A 25,688-nucleotide genomic window follows, 5' to 3' on the forward strand; every position below is an offset into this window, starting at 1 on the left:
TCGGCTGCGCCACCCCAGCGACGCGGCGGCCGCGTTCACTCCCCTGTGGTCGACGACCGCGAGGAAATACTCGAGCTGGTGAAGATCGACGCTAACGGGGCGCCATCCGCAGGGCCCCGTCCAGCCGCAGCGTCTCGCCGTTGAGGTAGCCGTTCCGCAGGATCTCCAGCGCCAGCGACGCGAACTCGTCACCGTGCCCGAGGCGGGACGGCTGCGGGACGCTGGCGTGCAACGCGGCCCGCACGTCGTCGCGCATCCGGGACAGAAGGCGGGTGTCCATGATCCCCGGGGCGATCGTGCAGACCCGGATGGACCGGCTCGCCAGATCACGCGCAGCGGTGATCGTCATGCCGACGATGCCGGCCTTCCCCGCCGTGTAGGCGATCTGCCCGATCTGCCCCTCATAGGCGGCGACCGACGCGGTCAGGACGATCGCGCCGCGCTCGCCGTCCTCCTCGTCCCGCCGCGCGATGCGCGCCGCGCCCAGCCGCAGCGCGTTGAACGAGCCGAACAGGTTGAGGCGCACGGTCCACTCGAAGTCCTCCAGCGACGCGGGCTCACCGGCGCGGTCCAGCAGCCGGACCTTGCGGGCGGCGCCGGCGCAGTGCACGAGTCCCCGCAGGCCGCCGCGCTCCTCGGCGACGTCCAGCGCGGCGGCGAACTGCTCGGCGTCGGTGACGTCCGCGGTGACGAACCGGGCCGCGTCGCCCAGATCCGCTGCCACGGCCTCGCCACCCGAATCCGGCAGATCGATGATCGTCACCATGGCGCCCGCCGCCACCAGCGACCGTGCCGTGGCCAGGCCGAGGCCGCGGGCCCCTCCGGTGACGGCGGTGGAAACACCTTCCAAACGCATGCGATGCCTTCCATGCTCGTAAACGGTTCAGGGCCGATGTCGCCAGGAGGTCTATGACGCTTCGGGGCGGGCGGGACGCCAGAAGGCGGCCAGGAGGAGGGCCGCGCCGAGGCCGCCGGCCAGAGCGGTGATGGTCAGGCCCGTCCAGCCGGACAGGTCGTCGGAGATCCCGAGGGCGCCGTCGAGGGACGCGCCGGCGCCCCCCAGCGCGCCGAGTGCGCACGCCACCAGGATGATCATGAGGACGTACTCGTAGCCCTGGCCGGGACGGAAGATGAAGAAGCCGTTGCGCAGGTGGGCGGTGATGAACGCGACCACCATGGTGCCGACCGCGCCGGCGGCGGCCAGCGGGGTGAGCAGGCCGAGCAGCAGCAGGAGGCCCGCGCCGAGTTCGGTGCCGGTCGCCATCAGCGCGTGCAGCCTGCCGGGCCGCAGGCCCATCGATTCGAACCAGCCCGCCGTGCCCTCGATCTTCCCGCCGCCGAAAGCGTGGTTCCAGCCGTGCGCGATCAGCGTCCCGCCCAGGGAAACCCGCAGGACGAAAGACGCGATATCGATGCCCGCCACGTCAACAGCCATTCACAGCCCCTTACCTGTCCTTCGCTTAGGTGTTCTGCGGCGACGTCCACCCGGGTTCACACCGCCATGAGGCGCCGGAACCGGCTGCCGTGGAAGACCAGCGGCGGCCTACCGGGCTCCGACCGCAGCCGGTGGATCTTCAAGAGCGCGATCGAGTGGTCGCCCGCGGGATGTTCCGCGTACAGCGAGCAGTCCAGCCAGGCGCTGGCGCCGGGAAGGAACACTCCTCCCTCGGGTCCCGCTTCCCAGCGCACGTCACCGAAGCGATCGCCCCCTGTGCTCGCGAGCCGCAGGCACGCTTCTTCGTGGTCCTCGGCCAAAATGCTCAAACCGAGCCTCGGCAGGCCGCGTAGCCGCGGCCAGGTCGCGGACGTGTCCTGCATGCACACGGACACGAGCGGCGGCCGCATCGAGACCGAGGTGAACGAACTCGCGACCATGCCGACGGGTTCGCCCCCGGCCAGGGCGCAGACCGCGGCCACCCCGGACGGGAAGCAGCCGAAGGCCTGTTTCAGCATCTGGTCGTCGGCGCCCACCGGCTCCATCGCCATCATCTGAACACTCCTCGCTCGTAGGTCGCGACCGCGCCGACTGGCCGCGGCGGAACGCCCGTCACCGGGCGGTCGGGGTGGCGGCGTCGCGCCACGGTCATTCGGGAACACGGGCGATCTCGCCGTTCCAGAGGTCGAGCAACGCCCGTCTCCGTTCGGGACGGTCGAGGCCTCGCAGGTCCGCGATCCCCCGGTCGGTGACGACGACGTCGATGTCGTGGGAACCGGTCGTCACGGGCCGCGAGAGCCTCTCCACCAGCGTCGAACGGCCGCGGTGCGCCGACGCGGTCGCGATCACCGACAGGCCGCGGCCGCACACCCCGGCGGCGGCGAAGTCAGGGTGGCCCCCGACCATGCCGGCGGCCGCGGGTCCCACCCCCTCGACGTTCACCTGTCCTTCCACGTCGATCTCCAGCGCCGAGTTGAGCGCGATCAACGGTGGGAGGTCCGGTGACGACAGCCGGGTCATGTCGTGGGTCACCTCGACCGGATGCAGGATCGGCCGCCCGTCCGCCCAGTCGTGGAGCCGGTGCGTACCGCTCAGGTAAGCGGCGATGGGCTCGTCCAACAGCAGCCCCTTCGCGTCGAGATCCACCACCGGATCCGGCAGCAGGCCGGAGTCGATCCGGACGGGTACCGCGAGCGCCGACACCATCGCCTGCGCGAGCCGCCCGGGGCCGACCTGCACGCGTGCGCCCTCCGGCACGAGCCGGGCGATCCGTCCGGCGATCGCCATGTCCGCGTCGGTCGGTGCGGGGGCGGCCACCTCGCCTGGTCCGTCGCCGGTCTCACCGATGACGGTGACCATCGCGTCGCGCAACGGCGGCCCGGCGTCCGCGCAGGGGGAGCCGGACGAGACGACCGCGGCCATCGGCACACCGGCGTCCACCAGGCCGCGCAACCACCCGACCTCGGCGCCGAAGCGCAGGCCGTCCGGACGCTGGACGACGGCCGCCACCAGCAGGTCCGGCCGAAGCGGCCCGCGCAGGAGCGCGGGCACGGCCGACAGCCGGGCGGGGACGGCGTGGGCGCGGCCCGCCTCCACCATCGCGCGTGTGCCGGCGCCTCCGATGAGGACACGCACGTCGGCGAACGCGCCCGGGTCCAGCTCTGGGGCGGGCAACGGCATCCAGCCGAGAACCAGCCGCACCCCCCGGCCCGCCGCGGCACGGCTCAGCGGACCGTGCAGGATGCGCGGGGTCCCCGGACCGTCCGCGAGCGCGACGCGCGCCCCGGGCTTCACGAGGCGGGCCAGTTCGTCATCGAGACCGGCCATCACCGTCCCCGCTCGCCGGCCACCGCGGAGAGCCCGGCCAGTTCCAGCACACGCTCCAGATGGTCCTGGGGGTGCCGCAACAGCATGCGGCTGACGGTGGCGCGCTTCAGGAAGAGGTGCGCGGGATGCTCCCATGTCATCCCGATCCCGCCATGCACCTGGATGTTCTCGCCCGCCGCGAGCAGAGCGGCCTCCGAGCAGGTGACCCCGGCGACGGCGGCGGCCTCGCCCAGCTCGTCGTCCGGGCGCCGGTCGGCGACGTACGCGGCGTGGAGCGCGGCCGACCGGGCGGCCTCGACCTCCAGCAGGACGTCGGCGAGCTTGTGCTTGACGGCCTGAAACGAGCCGATGGGACGGCCGAACTGGGTGCGCCGGCACGCGTACTCGACCGCCATCTCCAGACAGCGCTCGGCGACGCCGACCTGCTCCGCCGCGAGGAGGACCACCGCGGTGTCGAGGATCGACGCGACCGGGGCCGCACCGTCGCGGCCGAGCAGGACGGCGGGGGCCGCGTCGAAGGTCACGTGCGCGACACGGCGGGTGGGGTCGACGGTCTCGGTCGCCTCGACCTTCACCCCCACGTTCTGGGACTCCACGAGGAACAACGAGGTACCGGACGGTGTTCTCGCGCTCACGACGAACAGGTCCGCGGTGGTCCCGTCGAGCACCCAGTTCTTCGTGCCGGTGATCCGCCAGGCGTCCCGGCCGGCCGCGGCCCGGGTGTGCGGCTCCGCGTCCCAGCCGCGGCCCGGCTCGCGCAGTGCCAGCGTCCCGGTCCGCCGGCCGGCCGCCAACTGCGCGACGCCCGCGCCGGGCCGTGTTCGCAGCAGCGCCTGAATCGCCAGGCTGGTCGAGAGAAGCGGCGCGCGGAGCAGACTGCGGCCCGCCTCCCCGAGAACGATACCGAGCTCGATTACGCCGGCACCGGTGCCGCCGTTCGCCTCGGGCACGGCCAGCGCCGGCAGCTCGAGCTCGTCGCAGAGCCGGCTCCACGTGCGCGGCGACCAGCCGCGGTCCGTCTCCAGGTCGTGCCCGGCCGAGCCCTCGGCGCCGGTGAGGACGGCCCGCACGCTCGCGCGTAGGTCCTCGTGTTCGGGGTCGTATCTGAACCGCATCGTGGTCTCGCTCTCGAAGGTCCCGTCAGGTGATGGTTCGCCCGGCCGGACGATCGCCCGGATCCGGCTCAGCCGGCCGGCCGCGGCTCCCGGGGAAGGCCGAGGGAGTGTTCGGCCAGGATGTCGCGCTGGATCTCCGAGGTCCCCGCGTAGATCGTCCCGGCCCGCGCGTTGAGGGAGACGCTCCACCAGCTCCGTGACGACGACGGGTCCGCACCGGGGTCGTCGGTTCGCAGCGGGCGCGAGGAGTCCTTCCCCGCCGGCGCCAGGCCGTCGAGGCCCTGGACGTCCAGGGCCAGGTCGGTGACCTCGCGGTGGTACTCGCTCCAGTACAGCTTCGAGACCGAGGACGCGGGCCCCAGCTCGGCGCCCGCCAGCACGTCCGACAGGATGCGAAGGCCCAGGGAGTGCATCACCTCGACACGGACGCGCGCGCGGCCGAGCCGCTGCCGGATCACCGGGTCGCGGTCCCGGCCCGTGCGGCGGGCGAGTTCGAACAGCCGGTCCAGCTCCGCCCGAAAGAGGATCGGGTTGGTCGCGGCCTCCTCGCCCCGCTCGAACGTGAGCAGCGTCGAGGCGACCTTCCAGCCGTCGCCCGGCCTGCCGACGATCATGTCGGCCGGGGTGCGGGCGCCGTCGAAGAACACCTCGCAGAAGTCGGTGCCCCCGGTGGCGTGCCGGATCGGACGGACCTCGACCCCCGGCTGGTCCAGCGGAATCAACAGGAAGGACAGGCCGGCGTGCTTACCCGCCGCCGCGTCGGTGCGGGCCAGCACGAAGATCCCGGTGGCCGTGTGCGCTCCCGACGTCCAGAGCTTCTGGCCGTCGACCACCCACTCCTCCGATTCCAGGCGGGCCCGCGTGTTCACCGACGCCAGGTCGGACCCGGCACCGGGCTCCGAGAAGCCCTGGCACCAGCGCTGCTCACCGGACAGCAGCGCGGGCAGAATCGAGCGCTTCTGCTTCTCCGTGCCGAACCGCAGGAGCGTGCTGCCGAGCATCTTCACGCCCGTCGAGTCCGCGGGCTGTTCCCCGAACGGGAGACCTGCCTTGGTCAGCTCCTCGACCAGCACCACCTGGTGCACCATGGTGAGACCGCGTCCTCCGTACTCGGCGGGCCACGCGACCCCGAGCAGTCCGCGGCGGTACATCGTCCGGCGCCATTCGCGGACGAACCTCCGGGTCTCCTCGGTCGTCGGGATGGCCCCGGTCCCCGCCCACCCGTCCGGCAGTTCCTCAGCCAGCACGGCCTTCACTTCCGCCCGGAACTCTTCGGCCTCCGGCGGATACTCCATGTCCATCGCGGTACCTCCGGCCTGCTCAGCGATTGCGCCAGCGGGGTCGCCGCCGCTCGGCGAAGGCGGCGACACCTTCGGCGGCGTCCCCGGACCAGAACACGGCGTGGACCAGTTCCCGCTGGCGCATCCAGAAACCGTCGGCCGCCGGCCCCTGGCAGCCGCGGAGCAGGTTCTTGCTCGCGGCCACCCCGAGCGGCGCGCAGCGGGTGATCATCTCCGCCATGGTGAGCGCCTCGTCCAGGGCGGCCCCGGGCGCCGCCAGCCGCGAGACGAGACCGAAATGATGGGCTCGCTCGGCGCTGATGCGCTCACCGGTGAAGGCCATCTCGGCGATCAGCGGTCTGGGCAGAATGCCCGGCAGCCGGTAGAGCGCGCCGCCGCTGGGGAACAGTCCCACCCGGACCTCCGGCAGGCCGAGTGCGGCGTCGGACGCCGCGACCAGGATGTCCGCGACGAGAGCCAGTTCGAGGCCACCGCCGAGCGTGACCCCTTCGAGGGCTGCGATCAGAGGCTTTTTCGTACCTTCCCGGAGGAGCACTTGCACGCCCCGCGGCTTACCGGTGCGGGCGAACTCCTTGAGATCCATCCCGGCGCAGAACGTCCCGCCGGATCCGGTGAGCACTCCGACACGGAGCGCGTCGTCCCGGTCCAGTTCCTTGAAGGCGGCACGCAGCCCCAGCGATACGTCGGAGTTGATCGCGTTCTTCACCTCCGGCCGGTTGAGCGTGATCACGAGGGTGTTCTCGTTCACCACCTCGGTGAGCACCGCGTCCGTCATCGTCTTCTTCTCCCCATGCGGTGAAAGCTCTCCATGCCGTGAAGGGCGACGGGGACGCCGGCTCGTAGACCGGCATCCCGGTCGGTTACGAGGCCCCCAGCAGCGTCGAGGCCGCCTGGACCGGGGCCGGGGGCTCCGGGTGGTGGTACAGGGCGGCGGCGTTCCCGAAGCAGATCTTCTTGACGGTCTCCGTGGGGAGCTGCTCCAGCTCCGAGCGGAAGAGCGCCTGGCTGTCGGGCCATGTGCTGTCCGTATGCGGGAAGTCGACCTCCAGCATCATGCGGTCCTCGCTGATGACATCGAGGCGGCGGAACGCCGACGGGTCCTCGATCGAGGTGAACCAGAAGTTGCGGTGCAGGACGTCGACGGGATGCGTGGGGAGCGCGGCCCACACCTTGGGCTCCGCCTCCCGCTGGCGGTAGGCCCGGTGGAGGCGCTCGACCACCATCGGCACCCAGGAGATCCCGGCCTCCGACAGCACGATGCGGATATCGGGGTACCGCTCCGGAACACCGGAGAAGATCCAGTCGACGACCGTCTCGATCCCGTTCAGCGGGAACAGCGCCACCTGCACCGGCACGGGCGAGTCGGGAGAAGGGCAGCTGATCCGGCCCGACGAACCGACATGGAGGTTGATCGCCGTCTCGGTCTCGGCGCAGGCGCGCCAGAACGGCTCCCAGTGGTCGGAGTGGACGCTGGGATACCCGAGCGCCGCGGGGTTCTCGGTAAAGGAGACGGCGTGCACACCCCGCTCGGCGTTGCGGCGGACTTCCTTGGCGGCCAGTTCCGGGTTCTCCAGATAGGTGAGCTGGCACGGGATGAACCGGTCGGGATGGGAGCCGGCCCATTCCTCCACCACCCAGTCGTTGTAGGCCTGCACGCAGGCGTACGCCACCTCCGGGTCGGGCAGGCGCGACAGCGTCGTGCCGGAGAACCCCCAGGTGACGGACGGGAAGCACAGCGAAGCCCACACTCCGGCCAGGTCCATGTCCAGGACGCGGGCGTCGGTGTCGTACACCGATCGCCGGTAGTCCTCCCTGCGCATCTTCATCGACCGCCACTGGTTGATGGGCCGGTTGGCCGCGCCGTCCATGCCGGTGAAGAAGTGGTCCTTCCCGCCGATCCGCCACGCGGGCCGGCCGTCGACCTCGACCGCCTGCGGCGCGTCCTGGCGCAACCTGGCGGGCACCCGGTCGAAGAGGGTCGTGGGCTCGAACGCGTGGTCGTCGACCGAGATCACCGGGCACCAGACGTCCCTCGGCTCCGGCTCGGGGAGGAACAGCAGCTCGTCGCCGGGGCCGACGGAGAAGACGTCGTCGCGGGACAGCGCGTCTTCGAGGTCCTTGGGCATGGTTCGTCCTCCGTGTCTTTCCGCCGCGATGCGGCCTCAACGTGAACCTCGTGGGTGGGGAGCCGATCGTCGGATCGGCGATGGGAACCGCCCGTGTCACCGTCGCTCAGGTCAGGGAAGGAGGGGCAGCTGCTTCGTCTCGGTGAAGGCGAGGAGCCCTTCGACACCGCATTCGCGTCCGATCCCGCTCTGCCCGAAGCCGCCGAAGGGCGCGTCGAAGCTGCCGCCCTGGCCGTTGACGAGGAGCAGGCCGGCCCTGATCCGCTTCGCCACGTAGGAAGCGTGCTCGGCGTCGAGGCTCCACACGCTCGCGGCGAGCCCGTACTCCGAGTCGTTGGCGATGGCGACGGCGTCGGCCTCGTCGTCGTACGGGATGACCCCGACGACCGGGCCGAAGATCTCCTCACGGGCGATGCGCATCGAGTTGTCGACACCGGCGAAGACGGTCGGTTCGACGTACCAGCCCGCGTCCAGGCCCGCCGGGCGACCGCCGCCGTAGGCGACCGTCGCCCCTTCGTCCCGGCCGATGCCGACGTAGCCCTCCACCCTGTCCCGCTGACGCTCGGAGACCAGCGGGCCGATCTCGGTGGCCGGGTCCACCGGGTCGCCCACCCGCATCGACGCCACCATCTCGCACAGGGCGTCGGTGAACTGCCGCTGCCTCGACCGGGGAACCAGGATTCGTGTCTGGTTGGTGCAGGTCTGCCCGCTGTTGCGGAAGGCGTAGTCCCGCAGGCCCTCCATCGTCTGCGCTACGTCCGCGTCGTCCAGGATGAGCGCGGCCGATTTCCCGCCCAGTTCGAGCGTGCAGCGCCGCAGGTCGCGGCCGCAGATCTCGGCGATCCGGCGACCGGCCGCGGTGGAGCCGGTGAACGCCACGCGGTCGACGCCGGGGTGGCCGATGAGGTGCTCACCCGCCTCACGATCGGCGGGGACCACGTTGAGCACTCCCGGCGGAATGCCGGCCTCGTCGAAGATCTCCGCCAGGACGAGTCCGTCGATCGCCGTCTCGGGCGACGGTTTCGCCACGACGGTGCAGCCGGTGACCAGAGCCGGCGCGATCTTCATCAGCAGGAGGGCCTGCGGGTAGTTCCACGGCGCGATGGCGGCGACGACGCCCGACGGATCGTGGACCACGCGGGCGGGCAGGCTGAGCCCCTCGCGTACCTGCTCGAACTCGAACCGTTTGCCGAGCTCGATGAAGTACGCGAGAACGTGCTGCGCGATGGGTCCCTGGGCCCGTCGTGAGAACGTGATCGGGCTGCCCATCTCGGCGGTGATGAGTTCGGCGAGCTCTCCGGCGCGCTCGGCGTAGATCTCACCCGCCCGCTCAAGGTGGCGGATCCGCTCGGCGGCCGGCAGGCCTGACCAGGTTCCTTCGTCGAAGGCATGGCGAGCCGCCGCCACGGCACGGTCCATGTCGTCGGCGGTGCCGTCCGGGGCGCATCCGATGACCTCCAGGGACGCCGGTGAGACGATGTCGCGCAGCGGCCCTGTCGACTTCACCCACTCGCCGTTGACATATATCGCCTCGCGCCGGCGATCCGCGAATTCAGAACGTTGTGACGACACTGCGGATCACCTCACCTGAAAGCATCGCCTGCATGGCGACATTGATCTCGTCCAGGCCGACCTGCTGCGAGACGAGTGCGTCGGTGGTGAGCCGGCCGCTCTCGATCAGATCGACGAGCACTTGGTAATCGCGCCGGATCTGCGCCGAACCGGCCACGCACCCCTTCACCGTCTTCTCCTGCGCCTGCAGGTCGAATGCGGGGACCCGGAACTCGCTGTCCATCGGCCCATAGCCGACGAGCACCAGTGTTCCGCCCTTGCCGATCATGCGGTACGTGGACGCGACGATCTCGGGCGTGCCGACGACATCGAAGGCGCAGTCGGCGCCCTTTCCCCGGAGCAGTTCCTTCACCTGCTCCTCCGGCGGCGCGGTCGCCGGATCGACGGTGTCGGTGGCCCCGAGGCGGACGGCGACCTCGCGCTTGGACGCGACCGGGTCGACGGCGATGATCCGGGCGGCGCCGGCGACGGCCGCGCCCTGGATCACCGATTGGCCGACACCGCCGCACCCGACCACGGCGACGGTCGATCCGGGTCGCACCCGCGCGGTGAACAGGGCCGCGCCGACGCCCGTGGTCATGCCGCAGCCGAGCAGCGCCAGATGAGCATCGGGCAGATCCGAGTCGATGCGGACGACCGATGCCTCATCGCACGTCAAGGTGTCGCTGAACGTACCGATACCGCTCATCGCGACGGCCTGGGATCCGTCGCGCCGGGTGGCGCGCGGTTTCCGCAGGAACGGGCCCAGCGCGTCGCACAGGTGCGAACTGTCGCGCGCACAGTACGAACAGGCGCCGCAGGCCGGGCGGAAGGACGCGATCACCCGGTCGCCGACGGCGACTCGGTTCACCTGCTTCCCGACCTCGACGACCGTTCCGGCCCCCTCGTGACCTCCGATCATCGGCCCGGAGACCATACTGGGGAACAGTCCGTTGCGCACCGAGAGATCGGTGTGGCAAATGCCGCTCGCGCCCACGGCGACGACGACGTCGCGCGGGCCGGGCGCGAGCGGTTCGAGCGATTCGACCGCGAGGTCCTTTCCGAATTCCACGAGCACGGCGGAACGCATCAATCGTCTCCTTGGAATCGGAGCGGAAGATAATCAATGCCCATCATCTGACCCATCATCAGGTGCGGGAGGTGCCGCGGGACTCCCACCAGCTCCAGCGGCGGCCGTTCGACGAGAGCTTCCATGAGAATGCGCATCTCGGCTCGCGCCAGTGGCGCACCGGCACAAAAGTGCGCGCCGATGCCGAATGCGAGGTGCTGCCGGGCGTTCGCCCGATCCACCCTGAATGTCGTGGGATCCTCGAACTGCTCGGGATCGCGGTTCGCGGCCCCGTAAAGCAACACCAGCCGCTCTCCCTCCGCCAGTGGGGCGTCGCGGAGTTCCGTCGGCTCCGTCACGGTCCGGAACATGGTGTGGACGGGTGGGAAAAGGCGCAGCCCCTCCTCCACGATCCCTTCGATCAACGCGGTGTCCGACCGCATCCGGGTCTGGAGCTCGGGATGTGTCACCAGGTGGTGGACGAGGCTCGCGATGGACCGTGACGTCGTCTCGAATCCCGCGAAGACGAAGGACCGGATGATCCCGAGCAGTTCGTCATCGGTGAGCGGCCGGTCGCCGAAGTCCGCCTGGACGAGCGTGCTGAGGTAGTCCCCGCGAGGCTCCTCCCGGCGCTGGTTCAGGTGGGTGCTCGTGAGAGCGCCGAGCTTCTGCACCGCATCGGCCATCGCCGGCGTGCCGGCGTGTTCGAGAATCGCCGTCGCGAACTCCTGGAGCTGCTCGTTCGCGTCCTCGCCGAACCCCAGCAGGTGTCCCACGGCCCGCACCGGAATCTGGACCGCGACATTCTGCACGAAGTCGGCGTCGTCGCCCCCGGCGAACGAGTCGAGGACGCGCTCGGTCAGGTCGCGCAGATACGGCTCGATCCTGCGCACCCGCGGCGCCTTGAGCACCTCCATGAACAGCTTGCGGTACGCGGTGTGGAGCGGGCCGTCGAACTCGATGGGGATGTTGGGCGGCTGTCCGGCGTGCCGCGGGTGGACGACGCCCTGAGCGCAGGAGAACCTCCTGCCGTCCTTCTCGACTTCGACGACGTCCGCATGCCGGGTGATGAGCGCGAATCCGTCGTGCGCCGTGGTCCTGGCGACCGGGCAGCCCGCGAGAAGGCGGTCGTAAACCTGCGTCAGAACCTCGTGGTCGAGCGCTTCATCGTGGTGGTCGAAGTCGGCGGCAAGCCGGTCGACTTCCGCATCATTACGCTTTTCGGTATTGCTCTGCATTTGCAGTCCCTGCCCCTGACCCGCTTCAGATAACTGCCCACAGCTTCTCTATCGGCGACAATCCGCGTCAAGGCGTAGTGGGTGGTGGCAATAGTGCTCGCATTCGGCGTTCACGCCGTTCTGCCGGCGCGTTGATCGAAGCGCAGGCCGAGGTATTCCGATGCGATTCGCACACGCTGGACATTCGGCGTGCCCCCGGCCAGCGACCAGCCGTGCGCGTCCCGATGCAGCCGCTCGACCTCGTACTCCTCCGAATAGCCGTATCCCCCGTGCAGCTGGATCGACAGATCGGAGACCACCTTGGCCATCTCGTTCGCCGTGCATTTCGCGATGGACGCGGCCAACGGGCTGGGCGCCGCCCGGCCGGCGTCCGAGGCCGCGGCGTAGATCAGCAGCCGGGCCGCCTCGACGCGCATCACCATGTCGGCGATCGCTCCTTGGACGAGCTGGAAGTCCGCGATCCGGCGACCGAACTGTTCGCGCTCGGCGACGTGCCGGGCGGCGCGATCCAACGCGGACTGGCCGACGGCGAGCGACATCGTCGCGTTCCCCAGCCGCTCGATCGAGAACGCGGTGAACAGCTTCGAGAACCCGCCGGCCGGAACGATCAGGTTGTCGAGGGGAACCCGTGCGCCGGTGAGGACGATGTCCGCCGAGCAGATCCCCCGGAACCCCATGAGCCGCTCCTGCGGCCCGAACGTCAACCCGGGGGTGTCGCCTTCGACGACGACCGCACCGATTCCCTTCGCGCCCGGCCGGTCGTCCAGCCGCACGTAGACCAGATAACACTCGGAGTGCCCGGCGCCCGAACACCACCGCTTGACGCCGTCGAGGACGATCTCGTCCCCGTCGATCCGCCCCCTGGTGGTCATGTCGGTCGCGGCCGAACCCGCGTCCGGTTCGGAGATCGACACCGCGAGCGTCTTCTCCCCGGCCGCGATCGGCGGCAGCAGGCGCGCCTTCTGCTCCTCGGTGCCGAACAGCTCGATCACCCGGGCCGGGCCGGTGCACGCCTCGAAAACGGGCCAGGCCGCGACGGGTGAGGACTTGGCCAGTTCCTCCAGCACGATGAGCGCGTCCAGCAGCGGCCGGCCCTCACCCCCGTACTTCTCCGGGATGGTGATGCCCAGCAGCCCGAGTTCGGCCAGCCGGCGCCGCTCCGCCGCCGGTAGCGGTGTGCGGCCGGAGTCCCATTTCCGCGCGTGCGGGGCGAATCGTTCGGCGGCCAGTGCCGCGACCATCTCGCGGAGGGCGCGCTGGTCGGAGTCGAGCCGGGCGAGGACGTCCTTCGTCATGGCGCCTGCCCCGCCTGCCGCCGGGCGATCGCCTCGTTGACGCGATCGGCGACGGCGGCGGACCGCTCGTCCGGCTCCGCGTCCGGGTCACTGATCGGGTTGACGCCGCGGGCCGCCGAGAAGATCTCCACCGACAGCGACCCCTCGGGCCCGGCGACGTGCGGCCCGTAGAACTCACCCGGCCGCGACACCATCACGTCGCCGGGGACGAGCGTCCGCCCGCCGGGCACCTGGAGGGACCCCCGCACCATGACCTCGACCCGGAAGCAGTCGTGGGCGTGCCGAGGCAGCGTGTCCCCGGGGGCGATCTGCAGCAGCGACGCGACCGGGACCTGCGGGTCGTCCAGGTCGTCGCCCATGAAGACGCTTCCGAGGTCCCATCCGGGCATCACCTCGCGGGTGACCTCTCCGGCCCATCTCCTTTCCGGCGGCGTCATCACCGTGAAGAAGTCGGGGTCGTCGAAACGGTAGTACTCCGGCATGGCGACGCTCCAGTTTCCTTGTATCCCTTGGTTACGCGGGCAAAAGCAATTCACCGTTAGTGACGAAGAACTGCTCCTTGGCGCCGCTCGGCGCCTGCGCCAGCGCGGCCTCCTGCAGGGCACGGGAGTCCTTGCCGCCTTCCACGTGCGGGTAGTCCGTGGAATAGCAGTAGACGGATGACAGTTCGCGATGGCGCTCGAAATAGCGGGCGATCGGCTCGAAGTAGAAGGGCGTCACGCGGACGTTGCGGGCGAGGTACTCGGAGGGACGCATGCTCAGCGTGCCGTCCAGCCTCGACCGGAACTGGCCCTCGGCCCAGCAGTCGAGCCGTTCGGCCAGCGGGCCGACCCAGCCGGCGGCCAGCTCGATCGCCCCGAACCGCAGCGTGGGGTGCCGTTCGAAGACGCCGCCGAGCACCATCGTCGAGATCAGGTTCTCGGCGCAGAAATGGATCGTCGTGGCCCGGTAGGGCTCGATGGGCAGCTCGACCGTGGACTTGTCCGAGGGGTGGAACACCTCCACGCCCTTTGACCACGCAGACGAGGCGAGAAAGCCGAAGTCGGTCCCGAGGTGGATCGTGACCGGCACGTCGGCCTCGGCCGCGAACCGCCAGAACGGATCGAGGTCCGGGTTCGCCGGCGATGCGCCCGCCGGTGGGACGTTCGCCGGGATCATCAACGCCCTGATGCCGCGCTCGACCATGGAACGGGCCTGCCGCACCATCTCCGCCACGGAGGTGTCGGTCAGCACGATGCCGACCGGTCGGACCCGGTCCGACGTCGACCTGGTGATATCGGCCGCCCAGTCGTTGTGCGCGGCGACGGCCATGCGCCCGAGTTGCCTGCCGTCAACCCGGCCCGGGTCGAATCCGAGCCAGGCATGCGCGTCGGGGTCGTTGACGAGGATGAGCGCGAACAGCCCGAAGGTCGGGAAGACCAGCTGCCGGGTGATGCCCATCTCGTCGAGGACGTCAGGGCGCCGGCGCAGGTCGATGGCCGACGGGGCGCTCGCCCCCTTCAGCCGCCATACCGTCTCCTGCGTGATGGGCGTGGTGTCGGCGACCAGGCCGGGGACCGAGAGCGGATTCGCGCGGGCGCGGCTGTGGATTTCGAAGCCGACCTCGTCGACGCGGCGGGCGATCTCCTCGCCGAAGAGCTCACCCCAGAGCTCCAGCGGCGCCATCTCGTGGCTGTCGACGTCCAATACTGCGGTCACGGGCTCCTCCTCCAGGCCGTTTGTCAGGCGATATTCCGTCACCACATAGATCGGTACAAGGGACTCCTTATGCTGTTATTCGTTGAACCACCCGAGAAGCAGTGCACGCCCGCGTAAGCCTGATTTCATGGGCCCGATGTTCAGCTCCGATGTTCTCGTTCACTCAGCTATCGCCCGGGCGCTCACCGCGCAGGGCATGACGACGCTCTTCGGGGTCGTGGGAGAAGGCAACATTCACGTGCTCGCCGACCTCGTCGAGGACCACGGCGTCCGTTACGTGAAGGCGGCGCGCGAGGACGGTGCCGTCCTCATGGCGAGCGGTTACGCGTCGGTGACGGGTGAGGTGGGCTTCGCGACCGTGACCCACGGCCCGGGCCTGACCAACACCACCACCGCGCTCACTCAGGCCGCCCGCGCCGGCCTGCCGGTCGTGCTGCTCGCCGGCGACACCGACGCGGCGCGGCCGCACGGGCGTCAGCGGATCGACCAGGCGGCCCTGGTGGCGCCGACCGGGGCGGGCTTCCAGCCGATCGCCTCACCGGTCACGGCCGTCCAGGACGTCGTGCGGGCGGTCGGCCGCGCCCGCGCGGAACGGCGCCCGATCGTGCTCAATGCCCCGGTCGACGTTCAGGGCGGCACGGTCGCCTACGCGCCGGCGAAGGCCGGCCCGCCCGCGCCTCAGGCGGTCGCACCGGACCTCGACGCGCTCGACCGGGCCGCCGGGGTGATCGCCACGGCGCGGCGGCCGGTCATCATCGCCGGGCGCGGCGCCGTCCTGGCCGGCGCGGCGAAGTCCATTCTCGCCCTGGCCGCGAAGATCGGGGCCCCCGTGGCCACGACGCTGCGCGCCAAGGATCTGTTCCGCGGGGAGCCGTTCGATCTCGGAATCTGCGGCACGCTGTCGCACGCTCCGGCGACCGAGACGATCCTGGCCGCCGACTGCCTCCTGGTCTTCGGCGCCGGCCTCAACTCCGACACCACGGCCGGCGGGTCACTGGTCGAGGAGAAGCGCGTCGTTCACATCGACGTGGACCCGGGCCGCCTCGGGCTGCGAACCGAGGTCACGGTCGGCGTCCAGGCCGACGCCGGACGCGCCGCCGATACCCTGCTCGAATATCTCGGCGAGCTCGACCTTCCGCACACGAGCACGCTCTGCACCGAGGAGCTGCGGGCCCGTCTCTCCGGGTTCGATCCGCGGTCGGAATTCGCGCCTCACGACGGCGACTCCGTCGACGGCCGCGAGCTGACGCTTCTCCTCGACCGGGTGTTCCCCCGGCAGCGGACCTACGTCTCCGACTCCGGCCGGTTCATGCTTCCGGGATATGCCTGGATGCACGTGCCCGAGCCGTCGGCCTTCATCGAGACCGTGGACTTCGGCTCCATCGGGCTCGGCCTCGCGACCGCGATCGGCGCGGCCGTGGGACGGCCCGAACGGCCCGTCCTGCTCACCGCGGGCGACGGTGGGCTCGCCATGGAGCTGCCCGAGCTGCTCACCGCCGTCAGATACGGGCTCGACCTCGTCCTCGTGGTCTACAACGACAGCGCCTACGGGGCGGAGGTGTCGATCACCGACCGGCTCGGAAAGGCGCACGACCTCGCCGCCCTGCCCTATACCGACTTCGCGGCGATCGCCCGGGCGATGGGCGCCTCGGGCGTGACCATCGCGCGCCCGGACGACCTGCCCCGCATCGCGGAGGCGGTCGAAAACCGTCGCGGGCCTCTCCTGATCGATGTGAAGACCGATCCGCGTACCCCCATCCCTCATTGAGGCGCCGCGATCGGCGCAGCATGACGGCACCGGTTCCGGGCCCCCTCGGAGCCGGTGCCATCACCAGGTCCTCATGCGGGCGCGCGGTACATCGTGACGACCGCGGCGCCGCCGAGGCCGATGTTGTGCTGAAGCGCGGTGTCCGCGCCGGTGACCTGCCTCGCCTCCGCCTCGCCGCGGAGCTGCCAGCAGAGCTCGGCGCACTGGGCCAGGCCCGTCGCCCCTAGCGGATGCCCCTTCGAGATGAGGCCGCCGGACGGGTTCACGACCCACCTGCCGCCGTAGTCGACGGCGCCCTTGTCGATCAGCTCGCCGGCGCCGCCCGCCTCGCACAGCCCCAGGGCTTCGTAGGTGATGAGCTCGTTCGTGCTGAAGCAGTCGTGCAACTCGATCACCTGGACGTCCTCGGGCCCGAGGCCCGATCGGTCGTACACCGCGCGAGCGGCGTCCCTGGTCATGTGAAATCCGACGAGTCCGGCATCACCGCCGTCGAAGGTGGACTCGGTGTCGGTGGTGAGTGCCTGCCCGGCGATCTCCACCGCCCGCGCACCGAGGTCGCGGCGCTCGACAAAGGATTCGCTCGCCACCACGGCCGCCGCGCCGCCGTCCGAGGTCGGGCAGCACTGGAGCTTCGTGAGCGGATCGTGCACCGTGGGCGAGGCGAGGATGTCGGCGAGCGAGTACTCGTCCCGGAACTGCGAATACGGGTTGTTCACCGAGTGGCGGTGGTTCTTCTCGGCGATCCTGGCGATGGTCTCCCGGCTGACCCCGTACCGCTCCATGTACTCGCGGCCGGCGTTGCCGAAGATCTGCGCCGCGGCCGGCGCCTCGGTGAGACCCCGCCGGGCGGCCATCGCCTCGATGTGCCGTCCGGTCGGTGCGGCACGGTCGCTCCAGTACTCCCGCAGGCTGCCGCGTTCCATCTTCTCGAAGCCGAGCGCCAGCACGCATTCGGCGAGCCCCGCCCGTACGAACTGGTTGGCGAGATACAGCGCCGACGACCCCGTGGAGCAGTTGTTGTTGACGTTCACCATCGGAATGCCGGTCAGCCCCACTTCGTACAAGGCCCGCTGCCCGGAGGTCGAATCCCCGTAGCAGTAGGCGAGGAACGCGTGGTCGACGGCCCGATAGGGAACGCCCGCGTCGGCGAGCGCGTTCGCCGCCGCCTCCCGTCCGATGTCGGGGTAGTCCCAGCCGGGGCGCGACCCCGGCTTCTCGAACCTGGTCATCCCGACGCCGATGACGAACGATCGCCGCGTCATGGTTCTCCCTTGCAGCTCGGTACCGACCGGCGACGGACTATCGCCGGTCCCACTCGACGTCGCTCTTCTCGCGGTCCCAGGTGGCGGGGGTGCATCCCTCGTCGCGCAGCCTGTACTTGTGCACCCGGCCGACGGGGCTGGTGGGCAGCGCCTCACGGAACTCGATGTACCGCGGCAGGGCGAAGTAGGGGACGCGCTCCTTCATCCATTCGAAGAGCTCGGGCTCCGTCATGACGGCGCCCGGTGCCAGGACCGCGGTGACCTTGAGGTCGTCCTCGGTCAGCTCGGACGGCACCGCGTGCACGGCCGCCTCGACCAAGGCCGGATGGGCGAGCATCGCCTGCTCCACCTCCTGGCTGGAGATGTTCTCGCCGCGGCGCCTGAGGTAGTCCTTCTTCCGGTCGACGAAGTAGAAGAACCCGTCGTCATCGAAGCGGCCGAGGTCCCCGGTGTGGAACCACAGGTCGCGGGTGACCTCGGCGAACGCCGCCGGTCGCCGCCAGTATCCCTGGAACATCACCCCTGGCCGCCGGGGCCGGCACACGACCTCGCCGACCTCGCCGACCGGCACTTCCCGGTCGTCGTCGTCGAAGATCCTCACATCGAAGTCCGCCGAGTTCGCCTTCCCCGAGCTGCCAGGAGGAGCCGGGACGCCGGCCCCGAGCGTCGTCAAGGGGAAGCACTCGGTGAGCCCGTAGGTGTTGCCGCCCACGCGCTCCACACCGAAGCGGGTGCGCCACACCTCCTGTAGTTCCGGTGGAAACGGCGCACCGTGGACGACACGAATCCGCCCATGGCAGCGCGCCATCTCCGGCGTCTCGTCCATTTGCGCGATGAGCGATCCCATGGAGCCGAGCAGGTTGACCATCGCGGCACCGGTTCGCTCCACATCGGGCCAGAACTTCGACACCGAGAAACGGGGGGCGATCGACGCCGAGCTCCGCAGCAGCATGGTGCCGAGAATCGTTCCGCTCACGAGGTTGAAGTGGTAGATCGGCAGCGGGCTCCAGTTCAGCTCGTCCTTCGTGCGCCCGCTCTGTACCAGGAACCCCCGGGCGGCGCTGAACACATAGCCGTTCGAGATGACACAGCCCTTGGACGGACCGGTCGTCCCGCCGGTGTAGATGATCAAGGCCGTGTCGTCGGAGCCGCGGTCGAACCAGACCCGTTCGCCGCCCTCGACGAGGTACTCCTCCAAGGGCTCGACCGGGACGTCGCCGATGTGGCCGGCCGAGCGCAGCCCGCGGACGAGGATGCGCTCGACGTCCGGCATCCGCGTGATCTCCGCTCGGAACCGGTCGACGAAATCGGCCTCGCACACCACCACGCGAGCGGCGGAGTCCGCCACGACATGCGACAGGAAGCCGCCTTTCAACGCGGTGTTGACGGGCACCCAGATACCGCCGAGAAGGTTCGTCGCGAACCACAGCGAGACCGCGTCCGCGTGGTTGTCGAGCATTGTGACGACGGTCTGGTCGGGCCGGAGCCCCGCCTTGCGCAGCCCTTCCGCGTACGAGGTCGCCCGGTCCCACAGCGCCCGGTAGGTGAAAGACTCGCCGCCGAAGTCCAGGAACGGCCGGTCGCCGACCTCCTCGGCGCAGTCGCGCAGGAGGCCGACGGCCGTCAGCCCCTCGACCGAGCTGGTCCCCCAGTCACTCATCGCTCCTCCTGTCCTCAACTCGTCCGACGCCGCGCGACCACGGCGGAAGCCGCCGCTCGGCGAATGCGGCGAAGCCCTCTTTCGCCTCGGCCGTGCCGATCGACGTGGCGACGGATCGTTCGTCGACCGGTGGGAGATGTTCGTGCACCGCTCGCTTCCACGCGGCCCGCGCTTGCGGGCCGGCCTCAAGCAGCTCGTATGCGGTGCGCTCGGCCGCGTCGTGAAGATCATCGTGCGGGACCACCCGTGCGACGAGGCCCATGGCCCGCGCCTCCGCGGCGTCGAATTGACGCGACGTCAACGCCAGCTCCTTCGCCCGCGCGAGGCCGATCACCGAGGGCAGCAATGCCGAACTCCAGGGCGCCGCCACGCCGAGCCGAAGTTCCGGCAGCCGGAAGCGGGCCCGTTCGCTCACGACCGCCACATCAGCAAGGACGGCGAGCCACAGACCGCTCGCCTGGCAGTGGCCGTTGACCGCGGCGACGACGGGGACATCGCCCCGCCGCAGCGGCGAGAACGGCAGGTCCTCGTCCCGGAGGGGCGTGTCGCCGGGACCATGGGACGCCAAGTCGCCACCGACGATGAAGACGTCGTCGACGCCCGTGACGATGAGCGCCTCGAGCCGGGGATCACGTGCGACACCGCGGATCGCGCGACCGAGACCGAGATACATCTCCATCGACAGGGAGTTGCGTCGCGCTGGGTTGTCGACCGTGCACCAGGCGATCGGGCCCTGCCGCTCGAATCGGAGGTTCGGTGTGCCGAGGTCCATCAGACCCCCAGCATCCGGCGGCCGATGATGTCCTTCATGATCTCGTTGGTGCCGCCGTAGATCGACATCGCGCGCCCGTCCCGCCAGGCCCGCCCGACCGCGCACTCCTCCATGTACCCGTACGCGCCGTGCAGTTGGACGCACGCGGTCAGCACGCGGGAGTTCAGGTCCGCACACCACCACTTGGCCTGCGCGGCCTCCTCCGCGGACAGCCCGCCCTCGGCATGGGCCGCGATCTGCGCGTCGATGAAGGCCTGGGTGACATCCAGTTCGGTGCGCATCGTGGCGAGCTGGAAGCGGGAGTTCTGGAAGGAGCCGATGGGCCGTCCGAAGGCATGGCGCTCCTTGCAGTAGGCCAGGGTCTGCTCGAAGGCGGTCCGCGCATGCGCGAGGGCCATCACCGCGATCGACAGGCGTTCCTGTGGGAGCATCGCCATCAGGTGGTAGAACCCGCGGCCCTCCTCGCCGAGGAGATTCCCGGCCGGGACGACCACGTCGTCGAAGAACAGCTCGGCCGTGTCGGCCGCGTGCTGGCCGAGCTTGTCGAGATTGCGTCCCCGGCCGAATCCCGCCCGGCCGGACTCGACGACGAGGAGGCTGAGGTCGCGCCGGGCGGTCTCGCGGTCCCCGGTGCGGCAGACGAGGATCACCAGGTCGCTGTTGATGCCGTTCGAGATGAAGACCTTGCTGCCCCGGACGATGTAGTCGTCGCCGTCCCGCACGGCGCGTGTGGCGATCGCGGCCAGATCCGACCCGGTATCCGGCTCGGTCATCGCGATCGCGCCGACGAGTTCTCCGGAGCACAGGCCGGGCAGCCACCGTTCCCGCTGAGCCGGCGTCCCGTATCGGACGAAGTACGGCACGACGACGTCGGCGTGCGTGGAGATCCCGAGACCGGCGTTCAGGACACCGGCCCGGCACATCTCCTCAAGCACGATGGCGTTGAAACGGAAGTCCGGGCGGCCGGCCCCGCCGAACTCCTCCGGCACGCCGAGTGCCAGCAGTCCCGCCTCCCCGGCCTTGCGGAAGACGGCCTTGTCGGTGACGCCGGCGCGTTCCCACTTTTCGAAGTAAGGGGTGATCTCCCGGGCGATGAAGGAGCGGACCGACGTCCGGAAGAGGTCGCGATCGTCATGGAAAATGGCTGGTCTCCTCGGGTATGCGGCTCCTACGCCGTCCTGATCGACTCGACGATGTCGGGGAGCGCGGCGGCGATGTCGTCCACGGGAAGGTCGTAGACCGACTCGCGCCGTTCCCCGATCTGCCACGGCGCGAGCAGGAAGGAGTCCACACCCAGCTCGCGGAGAGCGGTCATCCGGGCGCGTGTCACCGTGCCCCGGATTCCCGTCCGGATCTCGAACGGACGGTCCTCGGTGCCCGCCTCGGCGCGTGCCTCGGCGAGCCGCGCGAGGATTCCGGCGAGCTCTTCCACCGAGTGGTTCGCGCCGACCCAGCCGTCCGCGTACGCCGCGCAGCGCCGCAGAGCGGCATCGGACGTCCCGCCGACGAAGATCGGGAGGGCGCCCGGCGGGGGCGGGTTCACCGCGACCGGGGCGAAGGAGAAATGCTCGCCGTCATGGGCGACGAGATCGCCGCTCCACAGCCGCCGCAGCAGCGGCAGCATCTCGTTCAGGACGGCGCCCCGCCTGCCGAAGTTCTCCTGCCCCAGAGCCTCGAACTCCTCGCGGAGCCAGCCGGCGCCCACACCCAGGTCGAAACGCCCGCCGCTCATCGCCGCCACCGTCGCCGCCCCCTTCGCCAGGGGCACCGGGTGCCGCAGCGGCGCGATGAGGACCGCGGTCATGAACCGGGCGCGGGTCGTGGCGGCGGCGAGCGCGGCGGCGACGACGAGCGGATCGGGAAGCGACACCTCGGGTGGCAAGGTGACCGGCTTCGCGCCACCGTAGGGATACGGCGATGCGAAGGTGCCCGGCACACAGGGGTGATCCGAGAGCGCGAGACCGGTGACACCGGCCTCCTCGGCGGCGAGCGACAGCCGCCGCAGACCGTCCGCGGGCAGGAAAGGCAGCGAGAGCCAGACCTGCATGGCCGTCCGGACGGCCCCACGTGCCGGTGCGGTCACTGCCTCGTCGCGGGCGGCTCGGGCAGCTCCAGGTTGAACACCCGCGCGGCGTTGGTCTGCATGACCTTGCGCTTCACCTCGTCCGAGAGGCCCGCGAGCTCCTTGTGCGCCACCTCGATCGAGTTCGGCCACGTCGAGTCGGTGTGCGGGTAGTCGGTCTCGATCATCACGTTGTCCACGCCGATCTTCTCGATGGCGCCGACACCGAAGGGGTCCTCGATGAAGCAGCCGAAGATGTGCTGCCGGAACCGTTCCGACGGCAGGACGGACAGGTCGAGGCCGCCGAGGTCACTGCGGTCGCCGACGGAGCCCGTGGTGAGGTCACCGCCGCCGAAGTCGCCCTTGGCCGCCCAGGCCCGGTGCACCTCGACCACGTGGTCGCAGCGCTCCAGCACGTAGGGGATCCAGCCGATACCGCCTTCGGAGAGGCACAGCTTGAGGTCGGGGTACCGCGGCAGCCACGGGCTGAAGAGCCAGTCGATGCACGCGGCGGCCGTGCTGGCGACCGGCGTCAGCGCGATGACCCCGGCCATCGGCATGTCGGGGGACGTGGCCGGCAGCCGCGAGGACGAGCCGAGATGCATGCAAATCGGCATCCCCGTCTCGGCCGCCGCGGCGATCATCGGCTCCCAGTGACCGCTCGGGTCATGGATGGACGGCAGGCCCAGCTGGTACGGATTCTCGCTGAAGGCGATCGCCCGCGCGCCCATCGCCGCGGTGCGCTCGATCTCCTCGGCCGCCAGGCGCGGGTCCCAGAGCGGGAGGATGATCATCGGGATCAGCCGGCCCGGCGCGGTGGCGCACCATTCCTCGATCATCCAGTCGTTGTAGGCCTTGACGCACGCGAGGCCGAGTTCGCGGTCGTCGGCCTCGGTGAACGCCTGGCCGCAGAACCTCGGAAACGACGGGAACGACAGCGAGGCCAGCACCCCGGCACGGTTCATGTCCTCGATCCGGGCGGCCGGTTCATAGCAGCCCGGTCGCATGTCCTCGTAGGTCACCGGAAGCGGACTGAACTCCTCCCGCTTCTTGCCCGCGGCGGCGGACAGCCCCGTGGTCGGCATCCGCTTGCCCTCGAAGACCCACGCCTCGCCCTGATCGTCCCGCACGATCCGCGGGCCGGCCTCCTTGAGCCCGGCCGGCAGCCGGTCCTGCCAGACATGCGGTGGTTCGAGCACGTGGTCGTCGACAGAGACCAGCCAGTCGAGCGAAATCTCCATGATCGCCTCCATTCGTGTGGTCACGACGTCCGTGCCGTCGCGGTGGGCGTGCTGATGCCGCGTTGGGCGACGTAGGCGTCGAGCGAGTCCCGGAACTGCGGTAGCGCGAACGTTTCGCTCTCGGACGCGAACGCGAAGTCGATCACGCTCGCGATCGCCCTGCTCATGTGGATGTTGATGGCGCGTTTGGTGTCGGCGAGCGCCTGTTGCGGTTGCCGCACCAGCCGCTCGGCCAGCGCATGCGCCCGCGGTAGCACTTCGCCGGCCGCCACGACGTGGTTCGCCAGGCCGATGCGCTCGGCGGTGACCGCGTCGATGCGGTCGCCCGTGAACAGGTACTCCTTCGCGCGAAGGACGCTCATCATGAGAGGCCAGGCCAGCACCCCGCCGTCGGCCGCGACGACGCCCAGGCTCACGTGCGGATCGGCCATGAAGGCCCGCTCGCTCATGTAGACGACGTCCGACATCACGGCCAGACTGCATCCCAGGCCGACCGCCGGGCCGTTGACGGCGGCGATGATCGGCTTGGGAAAGGCCAGCATTTCGGTGACGATGCGCCGCGCCTCCGCCATCGTCCGATAGCGGTACCGGGGGTCGCTGGAGACCCGGGCGAGGAACTCCATGTCGCCCCCGGCGGCGAAGGCCTTTCCCGCACCGGTGAAGACCACCGCCCGGACCTCTTCGTCATCGCGCAGCCGGCCCCATACCTTCGCCAGCTCCGCGTGCATCTCCTCGTCGACGGCGTTGAGCCGGGCGGGACGATTCATCGTCACCGTTCGTATCGGGCCGTCGCCTTCGACGAGCAGCACGGGTGGTCCGCTGCCGTTCATAAACACCAGCCTCCGTCGGAACTGACCCAAGTATTAGCGGACGATCACGTTTCCGAACAGATTCAACGGATGCCATTACCCGTACTGCCACCCTGCCGTTCCGGTGTCTCCGAAAGGCCGGTGGTTCACATTGACGTACATTTGCTCAGCCGATGAAATGAATCTGGAGGAACCATGCCCGAAGCCGTCATCGTGGACGCCGTCCGCACCCCTATCGGCAAGCGCAAGGGATCGCTCGCCGACGTCCACCCCGTCGACCTGTCCGCGTACGTGCTCCGGTCGCTGCAAAAGCGCACCGGGATCGATCCCGAGGTGATCGACGACGTCGTCTGGGGCTGTGTGAACCAGGTCGGCGACCAGGCCGCGCAGGTGGGCCGTTACGCCGTACTGGCGGCGGGCTGGCCGGAGACCGTACCGGGCGTCACGCTGAACCGCGCGTGCGGGTCGAGCCAGTCGGCCCTCGACTTCGCGGCCGGCATGGTGATCGCCGGACAGTACGACGCCGTGGTGGCCGGCGGCGTGGAGACGATGACCAGGGTGCCGCTCGGCGCCGGCCGCGATCTCGGCCGGCCGTTCGGCCCGCTGGCCCGCGCCCGGTACGCGGCGGACCTGACCGGCGGCGACTTCCCGAACGAGGATTTCCACCAGGGCATCGGCGCCGAGCTGATCGCCCACCGGTGGGGCCTGTCCCGGCGGCGGCTCGACGAGTACGCCGCGCGCTCCCACGAACTCACGGCCGCCGCGATCGACGCGGGCGCGTTCGACGGGCAGCTCGCCCCGATCCCGGGCAAGCCGGAGTTCACCGCGGACGAGGGCCTGCGCCGTGGGACCACGGCCGAGACGCTGGCGGTGCTCAAGCCGTCCTTCCACGAGGACGGGCTGATCCACGCGGGCAACGCCTCACAGATCTCCGACGGCGCCTCGGCCGCGCTGATCACCACCCCGGAGAGGGCGCGGGAACTCGGGCTCACCCCCATCGCCCGCTACCACTCCGGTGCGGTCTGCGGCGCCGATCCGCTGATGATGCTCACCGGCCCGATTCCGGCCACCCGGAAGGTACTGGGCAGGTCCGGGCTCTCGGTCTCCGACATCGGGGTCTTCGAGGTCAATGAGGCGTTCGCCCCGGTCCCGCTGGCCTGGCAGGACGAGCTGGGCGTCGACGAGGCGGTCCTCAACCCGCTCGGCGGGGCGATCGCCGTCGGCCATCCCCTGGGCGCGTCCGGCACGATCCTGATGACGCGGATGCTGCATCACATGCGGGACAAGGGCATCCGCTACGGCCTGCAGACCATGTGCGAGGGCGGCGGCACCGCGAACGCCACCATCGTCGAGCTTCTTTGATCGACGGGGACGGCGGGCCGCCGTGCCGCGCTCAGGCATAAGCGCGCAAGAACGTGTCCACCCCGTCGGCGAGGATCTCGTCGACCCCCTCCCACCC

General features: G+C 70.3%; 23 protein-coding genes. 2 read left to right on the forward strand and 21 right to left on the reverse strand.

The genetic code is table 11. From position 1 onward, the window contains the following. Positions 1 to 91: 91 nt before the first annotated feature. From E1287_RS20555 to E1287_RS20620, 14 genes are all read right to left on the reverse strand, one after another. Positions 92 to 856, reverse strand: coding sequence for an SDR family NAD(P)-dependent oxidoreductase (locus E1287_RS20555; RefSeq protein WP_131966659.1), 765 nt, complete (start codon positions 854 to 856; stop codon positions 92 to 94). Between the two features lie 51 nt (positions 857 to 907). Continuing rightward, complete coding sequence (locus tag E1287_RS20560) at positions 908 to 1,435, reverse strand: DoxX family protein (protein WP_207934337.1); 528 nt, start codon at positions 1,433 to 1,435, stop codon at positions 908 to 910. Between the two features lie 56 nt (positions 1,436 to 1,491). Further along, a complete protein-coding gene (locus E1287_RS20565; protein ID WP_131966660.1) occupies positions 1,492 to 1,989 on the reverse strand; it encodes a flavin reductase family protein in 498 nt (165 codons plus the stop codon). Positions 1,990 to 2,083: 94 nt separating this feature from the next. Beyond that, positions 2,084 to 3,262 (reverse strand): acetyl-CoA hydrolase/transferase C-terminal domain-containing protein, encoded by a 1,179-nt coding sequence (locus E1287_RS20570; RefSeq protein ID WP_131966661.1) that lies wholly within the window; start codon positions 3,260 to 3,262, stop codon positions 2,084 to 2,086. After that, positions 3,262 to 4,377, reverse strand: coding sequence for an acyl-CoA dehydrogenase family protein (locus tag E1287_RS20575; protein ID WP_131966662.1), 1,116 nt, complete (start codon positions 4,375 to 4,377; stop codon positions 3,262 to 3,264). Before E1287_RS20575 ends, E1287_RS20570 begins: the two co-directional genes overlap by 1 nt. 68 nt (positions 4,378 to 4,445) lie before the next feature. After that, complete coding sequence (locus tag E1287_RS20580; protein ID WP_207934338.1) at positions 4,446 to 5,672, reverse strand: acyl-CoA dehydrogenase family protein; 1,227 nt, start codon at positions 5,670 to 5,672, stop codon at positions 4,446 to 4,448. Between the two features lie 25 nt (positions 5,673 to 5,697). Then, positions 5,698 to 6,441 (reverse strand): enoyl-CoA hydratase-related protein, encoded by a 744-nt coding sequence (locus tag E1287_RS20585; protein ID WP_207934339.1) that lies wholly within the window; start codon positions 6,439 to 6,441, stop codon positions 5,698 to 5,700. Positions 6,442 to 6,538: 97 nt separating this feature from the next. Further along, on the reverse strand, positions 6,539 to 7,804 hold the full coding sequence (locus tag E1287_RS20590; RefSeq protein ID WP_131966665.1) for an amidohydrolase family protein: 1,266 nt from the start codon (positions 7,802 to 7,804) through the stop codon (positions 6,539 to 6,541). Between the two features lie 111 nt (positions 7,805 to 7,915). Next, complete coding sequence (locus E1287_RS20595; RefSeq protein ID WP_243719249.1) at positions 7,916 to 9,310, reverse strand: aldehyde dehydrogenase; 1,395 nt, start codon at positions 9,308 to 9,310, stop codon at positions 7,916 to 7,918. Positions 9,311 to 9,356: 46 nt separating this feature from the next. After that, positions 9,357 to 10,445, reverse strand: a complete 1,089-nt coding sequence (locus E1287_RS20600; RefSeq protein ID WP_131966667.1) for a zinc-binding dehydrogenase — start codon at positions 10,443 to 10,445, stop codon at positions 9,357 to 9,359. Further along, positions 10,445 to 11,662, reverse strand: coding sequence for a cytochrome P450 (locus E1287_RS20605; protein ID WP_131966668.1), 1,218 nt, complete (start codon positions 11,660 to 11,662; stop codon positions 10,445 to 10,447). Before E1287_RS20605 ends, E1287_RS20600 begins: the two co-directional genes overlap by 1 nt. Positions 11,663 to 11,772: 110 nt before the next feature. Further along, a complete protein-coding gene (locus E1287_RS20610; RefSeq protein WP_131966669.1) occupies positions 11,773 to 12,957 on the reverse strand; it encodes an acyl-CoA dehydrogenase family protein in 1,185 nt (394 codons plus the stop codon). After that, the gene (locus E1287_RS20615) at positions 12,954 to 13,439 is read right to left on the reverse strand and encodes a hypothetical protein (RefSeq protein ID WP_131966670.1); all 486 of its coding nucleotides are present in this window, start codon (positions 13,437 to 13,439) and stop codon (positions 12,954 to 12,956) included. The genes E1287_RS20610 and E1287_RS20615 overlap by 4 nt, the downstream gene beginning before the upstream one ends. Before the next feature lie 31 nt (positions 13,440 to 13,470). Further along, a complete protein-coding gene (locus tag E1287_RS20620; protein WP_131966671.1) occupies positions 13,471 to 14,655 on the reverse strand; it encodes an amidohydrolase family protein in 1,185 nt (394 codons plus the stop codon). Positions 14,656 to 14,791: 136 nt separating this feature from the next. Here E1287_RS20620 and E1287_RS20625 point away from each other — a divergent pair, with 136 nt between their 5' ends. Continuing rightward, on the forward strand, positions 14,792 to 16,423 hold the full coding sequence (locus E1287_RS20625) for a thiamine pyrophosphate-binding protein (RefSeq protein ID WP_165969109.1): 1,632 nt from the start codon (positions 14,792 to 14,794) through the stop codon (positions 16,421 to 16,423). Positions 16,424 to 16,494: 71 nt separating this feature from the next. Here E1287_RS20625 and E1287_RS20630 read toward each other — a convergent pair whose 3' ends face one another. From E1287_RS20630 to E1287_RS20660, 7 genes are read right to left on the reverse strand one after another with little or no spacing between them, the layout of a single operon-like run. Then, complete coding sequence (locus tag E1287_RS20630; RefSeq protein ID WP_131966673.1) at positions 16,495 to 17,685, reverse strand: lipid-transfer protein; 1,191 nt, start codon at positions 17,683 to 17,685, stop codon at positions 16,495 to 16,497. Positions 17,686 to 17,722: 37 nt separating this feature from the next. Continuing rightward, positions 17,723 to 19,345 (reverse strand): AMP-binding protein, encoded by a 1,623-nt coding sequence (locus E1287_RS20635; RefSeq protein ID WP_131966674.1) that lies wholly within the window; start codon positions 19,343 to 19,345, stop codon positions 17,723 to 17,725. Then, positions 19,338 to 20,117 carry an enoyl-CoA hydratase/isomerase family protein gene (locus tag E1287_RS20640; protein WP_131966683.1) on the reverse strand — a complete coding sequence of 260 codons (780 nt, stop codon included), beginning with the start codon at positions 20,115 to 20,117 and terminating at the stop codon, positions 19,338 to 19,340. Before E1287_RS20640 ends, E1287_RS20635 begins: the two co-directional genes overlap by 8 nt. Continuing rightward, on the reverse strand, positions 20,117 to 21,259 hold the full coding sequence (locus E1287_RS20645) for an acyl-CoA dehydrogenase family protein (protein ID WP_131966684.1): 1,143 nt from the start codon (positions 21,257 to 21,259) through the stop codon (positions 20,117 to 20,119). Before E1287_RS20645 ends, E1287_RS20640 begins: the two co-directional genes overlap by 1 nt. Before the next feature lie 26 nt (positions 21,260 to 21,285). Further along, a complete protein-coding gene (locus tag E1287_RS20650; RefSeq protein WP_131966675.1) occupies positions 21,286 to 22,200 on the reverse strand; it encodes a TIGR03619 family F420-dependent LLM class oxidoreductase in 915 nt (304 codons plus the stop codon). Beyond that, positions 22,197 to 23,420: an amidohydrolase family protein gene (locus tag E1287_RS20655; RefSeq protein WP_207934340.1), complete on the reverse strand. Its 1,224-nt coding sequence runs from the start codon at positions 23,418 to 23,420 to the stop codon at positions 22,197 to 22,199. The genes E1287_RS20650 and E1287_RS20655 overlap by 4 nt, the downstream gene beginning before the upstream one ends. A gap of 20 nt (positions 23,421 to 23,440) precedes the next feature. Then, positions 23,441 to 24,250, reverse strand: a complete 810-nt coding sequence (locus E1287_RS20660) for an enoyl-CoA hydratase/isomerase family protein (protein WP_131966676.1) — start codon at positions 24,248 to 24,250, stop codon at positions 23,441 to 23,443. A 174-nt stretch (positions 24,251 to 24,424) separates the two neighbouring features. On the opposite strand from E1287_RS20660, the gene E1287_RS20665 reads away from it, so the two are divergent. Next, positions 24,425 to 25,591, forward strand: a complete 1,167-nt coding sequence (locus E1287_RS20665) for a thiolase family protein (protein ID WP_131966677.1) — start codon at positions 24,425 to 24,427, stop codon at positions 25,589 to 25,591. Positions 25,592 to 25,688: the final 97 nt, after the last annotated feature.

Origin of the sequence: Actinomadura sp. KC06 (assembly GCF_004348735.1) — a bacterium.
GTDB lineage: Bacteria > Actinomycetota > Actinomycetes > Streptosporangiales > Streptosporangiaceae > Spirillospora.